10 protein-coding genes are annotated in these 11,490 nt (G+C 67.6%); 6 read left to right on the forward strand and 4 right to left on the reverse strand.

All coding sequences use genetic code 11. From position 1 onward, the window contains the following. Positions 1-572: 572 nt before the first annotated feature. Positions 573-1,562: an alpha/beta hydrolase gene (locus QX128_RS10060; protein WP_316237383.1), complete on the reverse strand. Its 990-nt coding sequence runs from the start codon at positions 1,560-1,562 to the stop codon at positions 573-575. 12 nt (positions 1,563-1,574) lie between these two features. Then, positions 1,575-2,507, reverse strand: a complete 933-nt coding sequence (locus QX128_RS10065) for an MBL fold metallo-hydrolase (RefSeq protein WP_316237384.1) — start codon at positions 2,505-2,507, stop codon at positions 1,575-1,577. A gap of 84 nt (positions 2,508-2,591) precedes the next feature. Here QX128_RS10065 and QX128_RS10070 point away from each other — a divergent pair, with 84 nt between their 5' ends. From QX128_RS10070 to QX128_RS10090, 5 genes are all read left to right on the forward strand, one after another. Further along, on the forward strand, positions 2,592-3,545 hold the full coding sequence (locus tag QX128_RS10070; RefSeq protein ID WP_316181287.1) for a LysR family transcriptional regulator: 954 nt from the start codon (positions 2,592-2,594) through the stop codon (positions 3,543-3,545). A 212-nt stretch (positions 3,546-3,757) separates the two neighbouring features. Beyond that, complete coding sequence (gene glp / locus QX128_RS10075; RefSeq protein ID WP_316181289.1) at positions 3,758-4,969, forward strand: gephyrin-like molybdotransferase Glp; 1,212 nt, start codon at positions 3,758-3,760, stop codon at positions 4,967-4,969. A gap of 205 nt (positions 4,970-5,174) precedes the next feature. Beyond that, positions 5,175-5,873: a transcriptional repressor LexA gene (gene lexA, locus QX128_RS10080; protein ID WP_006611089.1), complete on the forward strand. Its 699-nt coding sequence runs from the start codon at positions 5,175-5,177 to the stop codon at positions 5,871-5,873. Positions 5,874-6,162: 289 nt separating this feature from the next. Continuing rightward, positions 6,163-6,603 carry a hypothetical protein gene (locus tag QX128_RS10085; protein ID WP_315799749.1) on the forward strand — a complete coding sequence of 147 codons (441 nt, stop codon included), beginning with the start codon at positions 6,163-6,165 and terminating at the stop codon, positions 6,601-6,603. A 169-nt stretch (positions 6,604-6,772) separates the two neighbouring features. Further along, a complete protein-coding gene (locus QX128_RS10090; protein ID WP_410053145.1) occupies positions 6,773-7,030 on the forward strand; it encodes a hypothetical protein in 258 nt (85 codons plus the stop codon). Here the strand turns inward: QX128_RS10090 and QX128_RS10095 are convergent. Beyond that, complete coding sequence (locus QX128_RS10095; protein WP_316237385.1) at positions 6,985-9,288, reverse strand: ComEC/Rec2 family competence protein; 2,304 nt, start codon at positions 9,286-9,288, stop codon at positions 6,985-6,987. The two genes, QX128_RS10090 and QX128_RS10095, sit on opposite strands and share 46 nt — an antisense overlap. A gap of 142 nt (positions 9,289-9,430) precedes the next feature. On the opposite strand from QX128_RS10095, the gene QX128_RS10100 reads away from it, so the two are divergent. Beyond that, complete coding sequence (locus tag QX128_RS10100) at positions 9,431-9,643, forward strand: hypothetical protein (RefSeq protein ID WP_315799746.1); 213 nt, start codon at positions 9,431-9,433, stop codon at positions 9,641-9,643. A gap of 30 nt (positions 9,644-9,673) precedes the next feature. On the opposite strand, the gene QX128_RS10105 is transcribed toward QX128_RS10100, so the two are convergent. Beyond that, positions 9,674-11,362, reverse strand: a complete 1,689-nt coding sequence (locus QX128_RS10105; protein WP_316237386.1) for a glutamine--tRNA ligase/YqeY domain fusion protein — start codon at positions 11,360-11,362, stop codon at positions 9,674-9,676. Between the last annotated feature and the right edge of the window lie 128 nt (positions 11,363-11,490).

An 11,490-nucleotide genomic window follows, 5' to 3' on the forward strand; every position in this document is an offset into this window, starting at 1 on the left:
GAAGGCGGTGGCGCGCCTTCGCGCCAGCCTTGAGGCCGGCCGATCACCGGTCTACAAAAAAGACAGTTGCTCCCCGGTGCTCCGGCTTGTTGGCCACCGTCGCCGTCGGGCTCATCATCACCCGCCGGCTTGGCATCAGCGTCGGGATGCCAGGACCACGCGACTTCACGTCCGCGCCATGCCGTCCGTCCACATGCCGAAGCACGCTGCGACACGTCGCGGCCACCGCATCCCGCGCTCCACGTCCGTGACGATCGCGAAGCGCCCCTCCTGTCGAGCACGGGACCAAATCAGCATAGCAGACTTTTCCGAAAAAGCGAATCCTAAATTCGGCCGCCGGCAACGGCGCCGTCCGGCCCGCCTCCCGGCGCGTCCGCTGGCCGCGGTCGCAATGGACCGGCGTGACCTTCGATCGATCGGGTGAGATCGAGATCCCCTGTGCTCTCGTGCCTGTGCTCGCGTCGGTCGCGCACGACCATGCCGCCTATGTCGAGCCGAATGTCTGGATTCGACATCCGCTCTAACAGACCGCACGAAAGCCGTCCGCCCGTTGCAGATCGTCCGCGCCATGATCAACGCGCCGGCACGACGCGTTCGTTGAGAAATCCGATCACTGCATCGAACGCCTGCCGTCGATTCCGCTCCATCAGGACCATGTGCGTGCCCTGCCCGATCTCGACCAGGCGCTTGTACGGCGCGCTCGCGAGTCGAACGAACAGGTCGTGCGCCATCTCGAAGCTGACATCCACATCCCATTCCGCCGAGAGCAGGAGAACCGGGCAGTTGATGCTGCCGGGATCATAGGTCGGCCTGGCCGCGGTCCAATGCGCGCGGACGTCCTGTACCGCGCCCGAGGGCGCGCGGATCGCGTCGGGGTACGGCGAGTCCGGATCGGTCGCGAGCGTCGCCTGCGCCCAGGTCTCGAACCAGCCGTCCGGAATCAGCTTGTCCCGCGCGTGCTCCGGAGCGGCGCCGCGCCATGCCGCCTCGAACGCGCGCGGGCTGACGATCCGATAGGCGCCGAGCGGTCCGCCGGTGTCGATGCGCAGCGGCTCGCTCGACAGCCAGAGCGGCGTCACCAGGATCAGCTTCTCGAGCTTCGCGTTCGCCGCGCTCGCGAACATGCCGGCGATCGTGGCGCCCCAGGACATGCCGAGCACATTGACGCGCGGGATATCGCGATGCCGGCGGATGAAATGCACTGCGGCAGAGAAATCGTCCACGGCGGTCCACGCATTGACCAATGGAGAACCTTCCTCTGGCGCGCGCGACATCTCCGGCGGCCGGCTGGAGCCGCCGTAGCCGCGCGCGTCGACGGCCCAGACGTCGTAGCCGGCCTGCGCCAGCACATCCATGAAGGAGGCGCCATCGACCGTGACGTCGAACAGGCTTGCGGACGAAAAGGTGGCGCCGTGCATCATCACCAGCGTGCGCTCGGCCGAGAAGCGTTGCAGGTCGTGCCGGCGCTTGTTGATGAGCTGAAGCTGGACATCGGACACCGGACCTTCGATCAGGCGGCGCTCGGAAACGATGCGCGAGGAGAACGTTGCATTATCGATCATGGCCATCTCGGATCAGGCGAAGTGCCAGGCAAACCGGTCGCCGTCGCGGCTGACGCGCCCGGCCGAGGACTCGGCGAAATGGGTGGTGAACACGAGGGAGCCGGTCTCCGCGGCATGGTTCATCGCCCATAGCCGTGAGGTCCGCGCCGCCTCCGGGAATTCGCAATAGACCGAATTCCAGTCCGGATGCGCGACCTGCATCGGATGATGCAGCACATCGCCCCAGAACAGCGCGCGCTCGCCACGCGAGCTGAAGCTGATGCAGGCGTGATCGATGCTGTGACCGGGGCTCGGCAGAAAACGGAAGCCGTCGACGACCTCGCTGCCATCGACCGTGATCTCGCGCGCGAGGCCGGCCTCGACGATCGGCAGCACGCTGTCTTCGTAGACCCCCGGCATCGGTGGATGCAGCATGGGTCCGAGCCCGGCCGCGTCCCTGATCGCGGCGTCCGAGCCGTCGCCAGCCGAGAGGGCGGCGACATAGGCGCGCTCTCGGCCCGAGAAAACGTGCCGGGCGTTCGGAAACACCGGCATCCAGCGGCCATCGGCAAGCTGCGTATTCCAGCCCACGTGATCCGCATGCAAATGCGTCATCAGGACGAGGTCGACATCGTCGGGGGCGACGCCGGCCGCCCGCAATCGGTCGAGGAACGGCTCGTTCAGGCGATGCAGAACGGCCGCGCCGGGCCGCTCCTTGTCGTTGCCGGTGGCCGTGTCGATCAGCACCACGCGCTCCGGCGTCCGCACCAGCCAGCTATGGATGCTCAGGCGCAGCGATCCCGTGCGCGGATCGACCGATCCCGGCCCGAAACGGCCGCGTTCGCGGGCAATGCTGGCGGCGTCCACGCCTGGAAACAGAAACTCGCCCTCGACCGCATCGAGACCGATCTCGAAAATCCTGCTGATGGTGGCGTCCCCGACGCGATAGGTCGTGATGTCCTGCATGTTTGGCGGCCTCGATCCGAACGGTGATCTTGTCTGGGCCGAGATCTACGATTAGGTCATGCATTCCTCAAATCGATCCAACTCATGCAGTCCATCGATCATTTCGATCTTCGCTCCTTCGACCTCAATCTGCTGGTCGCGTTCGACGCGCTGATGCAGGAGCGCAGCGTGACACGCGCGGCGGCGCGCCTGAAGGTGGGGCAGCCGGCGATGAGCCATTCGCTGTCGACGCTTCGCGTGCTGCTGCAGGATGAGCTGTTCGTCCGCGTCGGCACGATCATGCAGCCGACCCCCAAGGCTGCGGTGCTGGCCGGACCGGTTCGGGCGGCGCTGGCCCAGATGCAGGCTGCGTTGCACGCCGCACCGGAGTTCGACCCAGCGACCGAGCAGCGCACCATCCGCTTGGGATTCTCGAGCGAGGTCGAGCTGCTGCTGATCCCCGAACTCACGGCGGAGCTGCGTCGAACGGCGCCCGGCGTGCGGCTTCTCAGCCGTCCGACCGAACGCAACGAGGTGCATCGTCTGCTCGACGAGGGCGCCTTGGATGTCGGCGTCGGCTGCTTCGAGGCGGTGGCGCTGCGGCACCGATCCCAGTTCCTGTTCGAGCAGGCGCTGAGCTGCGTCTACAATCCAAAGCGCATCGCGATGAAAACACCGATCGGCCTGGATGCCTATCTGTCGCTTCCGCACGCACTGGTGACGCTGACCAACAGCCTGCAGGGCTGCCTGGAGGCGGCGCTGGACGAGATCGGGACCGAGCTCAACGTGGTCTCGGCCTCCTCGGATTTCCTCAGCGTGCTGGCGACGGTGGCCGCGTCACCGGTGATCACCACGATCCCGACCCGGATGGCAAGGCTCTACGGACCCCGGTTTGGGCTGGCGCTCTGTCCGGCGCCGTTGAAGTTGCGGCTGCCGGCGGTCTCGATGGTCTGGCCGCTGCAGCTCGATCGTGACGCGGCATCGGTCTGGCTGCGGAACATGGTGGCGGACATCCTGCACACCACCGAGCGCGCCGCCTGTCGCGCGGCTGCCGGATAGCTCCGTCGGGACTCCGTGTGCACGTGAGCAGATCGCGACTGCCCCCCCGGCATGATTGCAGAGTTTCTCGCGCGATCGTGAGGCGGCGGGCCACGCGACGCACCTTCAGACGATCGGAAAGCCGGGAGCGGCTTAGGCTCTTGGCCACCCCGTGCGCGTTCGGTTAGAAGGCGATTCAGTCGATCTGCCCGTCTTCGTCCGAAGGTAATCCCATGGCCCTGATGCCGGTCTCCGATGCGTTGTCCGCGGTGCTCGCCGGCACCGAGCCGCTGGCTGAGGAAATGGTCGGGCTGGACGAGGCCTATCACCGCATCCTGGCCCGCGACCTCGCGGCGCTGCGGACGCAGCCGCCCGAGGCGATGTCGGCGATGGATGGCTATGCGGTGCGCGCGGCCGACGCAGCCAAGGCCAAGGCGCGGCTGAAGGTGATCGGCGAGGTCGCGGCGGGACGGCCGTTCGATCGCGTGGTCGGGCCCGGCGAGGCGGCGCGGATCTTCACCGGCGGCGTTGTCCCCGCAGGCGCCGACGCGGTGGTGATCCAGGAGGACACGATCGCCGAGGACGGCCATGTCGTGATCACCGAGGCCGCGATCACAGGCCGGCACATCCGGCCGGCCGGCGTCGACTTCCACCAGGGCATGGTGCTGCTGAAGGCCGGGCGCCGGCTCAGCGACCGCGACCTATCCCTGGCGGCCAGCATGAATCATCCGGCGCTGCCGGTGCGGCGGCGGCCGAAGGTGGCGCTGCTCGCCACCGGCGACGAGCTGGTGATGCCGGGCTCGACGCCCGGCCCGGGGCAGATCGTCTATTCCAACGGCTACGCGCTGCGGGCGCTGGTGCGCAGCGAGGGCGCGACGCCGATCGATCTCGGCATCGCCGCGGATACGATGGCGGCGACGGTCGCTGGAATCCGGCGCGCCCGCGCGGCAGAGGCCGACGTCCTGATCACGACCGGCGGCGCCTCGGTCGGCGATCACGACCTAGTCAAGCAGGCGCTGGAGGCCGAGGGCGTCGAAATGGCGTTCTGGAAGATCGCGATGCGGCCGGGCAAGCCGATGATGCACGGACGGCTCGGCGACATCAGGGTGATCGGACTGCCCGGCAATCCGGTGTCGTCCTATGTCTGCGCCATCCTGTTCATGGTGCCGCTGATTCGGCGCCTGCTCGGCCGCGACGAGGCCGTGATGCCGCGCGAGACCGCCCTGCTCGGCCGCGAGTTGGGGGCGAACGATTCGCGCGAGGACTATCTGCGGGCGCAGCTCGAGGAGCGCGCCGACGGCACGCTGGTAGCCACCCCAGTGAGCCAGCAGGATTCGTCGCTGCTCGGGAACCTCGCGCTGTCGCAGGCGCTGGTGATCCGGCCGGCGTTTGCGCCGAAGGCGCCTGCCGGCAGCCCGTGCGAGATCCTGCGCCTGCCGAACTGAGCCGCTTCCCCGGTAAAGCCCGGTCCGTTCATCATATTTTTAGGATTGCGGAACACACATCGAACATATAGTGTCCGTTCATGATTTGTTTTTAGTATGTTGCGGGCGACGCGATGACGGTCCGACTCCAGGGCGCTCTCAGCCGGCTTGTGCTCAAGGCGCAGCTCCTGGACTCGGACAACAACAAACCGGGGACCAGGTCGAAATGCTGACGCGCAAACAGTACGAACTTCTGCGGTTCATCAACGAGCGGCTCAAGGAAGCCGGCGTGCCGCCGTCCTTCGACGAGATGAAGGATGCGCTCGATCTGCGTTCGAAGTCCGGCATTCATCGCCTGATCACGGCGCTCGAGGAGCGCGGCTTCATCCGCCGGCTGCCGAATCGCGCCCGCGCGATCGAGGTGATCAAGCTGCCCGAGCTGTCGCAGGCCGCGGGCAACCGTCGCGGCTTCACGCCGTCGGTGATCGAAGGCAATCTCGGCAAGGTGCGCACCAGTACTCCCGCGCTAGACGATGGCGAGCGCCCTGTCGCGGTGCCGGTGATGGGCCGCATCGCCGCCGGTACCCCGATCGAGGCGCTGCAGACGCGCAGCCACACCATCAGCGTGCCTGCGGACATGCTCGGCAACGGCGATCACTATGCGCTCGAGGTGCGCGGCGACTCGATGGTCGATGCCGGCATCCTCGACGGTGACATGGCGCTGATCCAGCGCAACGAGACCGCCGACACCGGCGACATCGTGGTGGCGCTGATCGACGATGAGGAAGCGACCTTGAAGCGCTTCCGCCGTCGCGGCGCATCGATCGCGCTCGAGCCGGCCAACACCGCCTACGAGGTGCGCATCCTGCCGCCGAACCGGGTGAAGATCCAAGGCAAGCTGGTCGGGCTGTACCGCAAGTACTGATCGCGAAGGGGATCGGTCGACCGGCGGCGGGCGCACGCGCTGTCGCCGCCGAGCGAGAAGCCAGCCAAGCTGGAAGCGGCCAGCAAATACGTCACACGCGAATGCACTTCATGATGTGCAGCGCGGCATGCTCAAACGCTTGTGATCAGCCGCGGGCACACGCGATGCAGATCAGCGCAGAATTGCCGCGAAGCGCGCGCTAACATCACCATCGATGTCCACTCTGATAGAGGCCTGCGCCTGTCCGGGGGGAGCGTGGGTCGGCTATCTCTCAACGAGGAGCGATCCGATGTGTGACTACAGCCTCCATGCGGTTGCGTCCCGTCCCGCCAAGGTCGGCGAGACGTTGATCTCGATGACCTTCCGTGGCACCGCCACCCGCGGCTTCGCGTTGGAGAGCGAGCCGACCGTCGCAGTCTGCATGCTGCCCGGCACCGAGTTGGCCTTCGCCGAGGACGTCCGCTACGACAGCCGCTGGCTCTGGACCCGGACGATCCGCGAGCGCGTCGCGAAGTTCAACAGCATCGAGACGCACATTCCCGATCGCCATCACGACGCGATCGAGTTCGCCGACGGCCGCCACGTGCTGGTGACCCAGCTCTGCGAGGGCCAGCGCGTCACCGTGCTGCAATTGCCGGTCAGCAAGCAGCCGGCAGAGCGCCGCCCGGACATCGCCGAGGACGTGCCGACGTCGCAGGCCACACCGATTCGCCGCATCAGCATCACCTGAGGGTCTGCGCGTCGGCATTTCTGTCGGTCGTGAGCGCGCTTTCGAAGGTGGGAGACTTGGTAGACTTGGGTTCTGCAAGCGCAAAGTCCTCTCGGGCGAACGTCCGGCATCGCATCGGATAGGAACGACATCCCTCGGCCGGCATTGTTTGCCGGGGGAGCTTGCCGCCGTGGTCAACAAGATCGATTGGAACAAGGCCGGACGGATCACCGAGCCCGGCCGCTACATGCTTGCGTTCGGATGGCTGACGGTCACGGCTGATGACGTCGCCATCTGGCAACGCTATCCGGGCGCTGCGTTCACGCTGGTCGAAGGGCCCTCGCTGTTCGATGGACCAGACGACACCGAGTATCATCTCGGCACCTTCGAGCTGCCCGGCGCTCAATCCTGCTCGCCCTGCTCCGTCTCCGGCGGCGTCGCGTCCTGAAGCCGCGCGGCCGGCGCACGCGGCGTCAGCGTCGTGTCGAACTCGCCGGCCTCGGCGGGCGCCGGCCACCATGGGCGGTCGGTGCCGCCGGCACGCGTCGGCGTCACGGCCAAGCCTTTGCCCTGCTGCACCAGCAACAAGGCGCCCTGCTGCCGCAGCCGCTCGCGATCGATCACGGCCGCCGCGCAGGATGACGGCGCGGCGCGCGCGGTGACGATCAGCGCGACACGGGCGCAATCGTCGGCGAGCGCCTCAGCGCGCAAGGTCATGGCGGCGAAGCGGCCGTCGGCCATCGCGACCACGCAGCCCGCCTCGTCGCAGGAGACGCCATCGGCGAGCGAGGCGTCCGCCGGCAGCCGGGCATCGGCGTCGGCCGCGAGCCACTCCTTGGTGGCGAACACATCCTTGCCGGCGCGCATCACATGCAGGCGTCCGTCACGGCCGCGCACCGCCACCGCGCGCCCATCGCCGGCGACCAGGACGTCGGGCAGCGGCGTCGCGGCCGCCCAGGCGGTGGCGGCCAAAAGCCCCATGGCGCCCAACCAGCGCAGCGGTGTGCGCAGCAGGCCGATCAGGATGACGCCCAGGCTGGCCAGGATCAGCGGGCCGATGCCGAAGGCCGGGATGCGCCCGACCGCGCCCGGCAGCGCCGCCACCCAGCGCGTCACCGCGATCATCCAGTCGATGCCGAGGCCCATCAGCGACCACCAGACGCCATCCAGGCCGAACGGCGCCGCCAGCAAGCCCATCAGGCCGGCCGGCATCACCAGCGCCGAGACCACCGGCATCGCCGCGAGATTGGCGAGCACGCCATAGGGCGTCACGCGATGAAAATGGAAGGCGGCATAGGGCGTGGTCGCGAGCCCGGCGATCAGCGAGGCCAGCAGCAGCATCGCGAGCTCGCGCCCGCCCCACAGCGCGACGCGCTGCGTCGTGGAGCTGTCCGGCGTCGCGAACAGCCTGGGCAGGCCGAACTGCACCAGCGCGACCAGGCCGAGCGTTGCCGCGAACGACATCTGGAAGCTCGGATGCGCCAGCGCCTCGGGGGCTGCGATCAGCACGATCATCGCCGCGACCGCGAGCGTGCGGAAAGTGACGGCGCGGCGGTCGACCATGACCGCGATCAGCACCACGGCCGTCATGAAGAACGATCTCTGGGTCGCGACCTCCGCGCCTGAGAGCAACAGATAGAACGCCGCCGCGACCAGCGCCGCGGCCGCCGCCCATTTCTTGATCGGGTGGCTGACGGTAAGGCCGGGGATCAGCGCCAGCAGCGCGCGCACGGCGAAGAACACGACGCCGGCCACGACCGCCATGTGATAGCCTGAGATCGACAGCACATGGCCGAGGCCGGAAATGAACATCGCGTCGTTGACATCGGGCGTGATGGCGTCGCGCCGGCCTGTCAGCAGCGCGGTGGCAATCGCCCGCTCGTCGCCCGACAGCCGGCCGCGGATGCGCGCATCGATCGCATCGCGCAGGCCCTGCATGGCCGCCGCATAGCCCAGGCCGAAGCCGGCGGCCTGCGGCGGCGGCGCCGTCGTGATCGCGCCCATCACGAAGCCGGAGGCGCCGATGCCCTGGAAGAACATGTCGCGCGCGAAATCGTAGGAGCCCGGCCGCACCGGGGCCATGGGCGGCAGCAGCCGCGCCTTGAGCTGCACGAAGCTGCCGACCTCGGGCGCCGCGCCCTTGCGCACCGCGAGCCGCACCCGCGCCAGCGTGATCGCGTTGCGCGGGCTCTCCATCGCGGTGACGCGCAGCACGATGCGGTCGCTGCGCTCGCGGATGTCGCGCGCCTCGACGAAGCCGGACAGCGCCACCGAATACAGCGGCCGCGCCAGCACCGGATGCGCCACCCGCGCGGTCTTGATGGTCGCGGCGGCAAAGCCGCACGCCGCCGCCGCGATCATCACGGCAGCCGGAAACAGCCGATGCCGCCGCATCATGATGGCGACGAGGCAGAGGAGCGCCGCCGTGATGGCGGCGATCCAGAGCACAGGCTCGTGATCGGCGGTGAAATACAGCGCGATGCCGGCCCCGAATGCCACCGGCACCCAGGGCAGCAGCCGCCCCGCGCCGGCCTCCTCGGCCGCCCAGATCTTGAGGCGCGCGGCGAACGCCGATGACGCGCCGGGCCGGATCGCGGGCCAGCCGCCGGCCAGCGCGCCCCGCGGCGGCCAGACGTCGGCCATCACGCCCGCGATCCCGCGCCGCCCTCCTGGACGTCCTGCTGGCGGCCTGACCGGCTCCGCCATTGCCAACACCACCCGTGACCCGACCGGACGGGAAGGCTATCGGAAGCTGCGCGAGGCCGCCTAGCAGAACGGAACGGGAATCCTGGCTTTCTGCACGCGCACCTGGCTTGGAACTTTTCGCGTCGCACGCGCTTATCGGGGTATGGACGCTAAAGGTATTGACGACCCCTTCGCCGATCTCGCGCTCGAGAGGGCGATCCACCTCCGCTGGACTCTCCGGGACATCAAGGCCCACCGGCTCACGCTGTCCCCAGTCGCCGAGGAAGACCTCTCGCTCCTCGCCGAGCGCGGGCTCGTCGAGCTCACCGACGGTGTGCCGACCCTGACGAACGCCGGCCAGGACGCGATCAGCTGAGCTGCAAGCGTCCCGCGGCTTCCGCTCGCCTCAGCCCTTGGCGACCTCCTTCGCAAACGTGTCGCGCAGGCCGATGGTACGATTGAACACGAGCTTGTCGGGCGTCGAGTCCGGATCGCGCACAAAGTAGCCCTGGCGCTCGAACTGCATCGGCGCGTCCGAATTGCTCGCGGCGATCGCCGGCTCGATGCGGGCGTCGGTCAGCACTTCCAACGAGTTGGGATTGAGGTCGGCCGTAAAGTCGGCGGCGTTCGGACTCGGATTGGCGAACAGCTGATTGTAGATGCGGATCTCGGCTTTCAGCGACTGCGCCGCCGGCAGCCAGTGCATCGTCGCCTTGACCTTGCGTCCGTCCGGCGCGTTGCCGCCCTTGGTCGCCGGATCATAGGTACAGCGCAGCTCGACGATCTCGCCGGCATCGTTCTTGATCACGTCGCGGCACTTGATGAAATAGGCGTAGCGCAGCCGCACCTCGTTGCCGGGCGACAGGCGGAAGAACTTCTTGGGCGGGTTCTCCATGAAGTCGTCCTGCTCGATATAAAGCTCGCGGCAGAAGGCGATCTTGCGCGTGCCGGCGGAAGCGTCGTCGGGGTGGTTGATCGCCTCGAGCTCCTCGACCTGGCCTTCCGGGTAGTTCTCGATCACCACCTTCAAGGGCCGCAGCACCGCCATCCGGCGCTGCGCCGTGCGATTGAGCTCCTCGCGAATGCAGAATTCGAGCATGCCGACATCGACGATGCTGTTGGCCTTGGCGATGCCGATGCGCTTGATGAACTCGCGCACCGCCGCCGGCGGCACGCCGCGGCGCTTCAGCCCGGCGATGGTCGGCATGCGCGGATCGTTCCAACCGGAGACGTGGCCGTCCTGCACCAGCCGCGTCAGCACGCGCTTGGACAAGAGGGTGTAGGTCAGATTGAGGCGCGCGAATTCGTACTGGTGCGGATGCGACGGCACCGGCAGCTTGTCCAGGAACCAGTCGTAGAGCGGCCGGTGATCCTCGAATTCCAGCGTGCAGATCGAGTGCGTCACGCCCTCGATCGCATCCGACTGACCGTGGGCGTAATCATAGCTCGGATAGATCTTCCAGGTATCGCCGGTGCGCGGGTGATGGGCGTGCAGGATCCGGTACAGCACGGGATCGCGCAGGTTGATGTTGCCGGCCGCCATGTCGATCTTGGCGCGCAGCACGCGCGCGCCGTTGGGAAATTCGCCGGCCTTCATGCGCCGGAACAGGTCGAGATTCTCCTCGACCGAGCGGTCGCGGAACGGGCTGTTCCTGCCGGGCTCGGTGAGCGTGCCGCGCGACAGCCGGATCTCCTCCTGCGTCTGGTCGTCGACATAAGCGAGCCCGGCCTTGATCAGGCCCTCGGCCCAGTCGTAGAGCCGCTCGAAATAGTCCGAGGCGAAGAACAGGTTGTCGCCCCAGTCATAGCCGAGCCAGCGCACGTCAGCCTGGATGGAATCGATATATTCCTGCTCTTCCTTGGTCGGATTGGTGTCGTCGAAGCGCAGATTGCAGCGGCCGCCGAACTCCTGGGCAATGCCGAAGTTGAGACCGATCGACTTGGCATGGCCGATATGCAGATAGCCGTTCGGCTCCGGGGGGAACCGGGTGACGACCGTCTTGTGCCTGCCGCTGTCGAGATCGGCCTGGACGATGTCGCGGATAAAGTCGCGCCCTGCCTCTGCCGTCGCCGCCGTGTCTGTCGTCGTGGTCATCAAGAATATCCTGCTCCGGAATTTGGCAGCCTATCTGCCAAATCCGCCTCCCCCAAGGAAGGCTTTAGTTATGCGATAGGCCTGCTATACACCCCCCGCCCTTCATAGCCCCTGCCTGGATTTCGTGC

The sequence above is a fragment of the Bradyrhizobium sp. SZCCHNR1015 genome (assembly GCF_032489875.1).
In the GTDB taxonomy this organism is placed as follows: domain Bacteria; phylum Pseudomonadota; class Alphaproteobacteria; order Rhizobiales; family Xanthobacteraceae; genus Bradyrhizobium.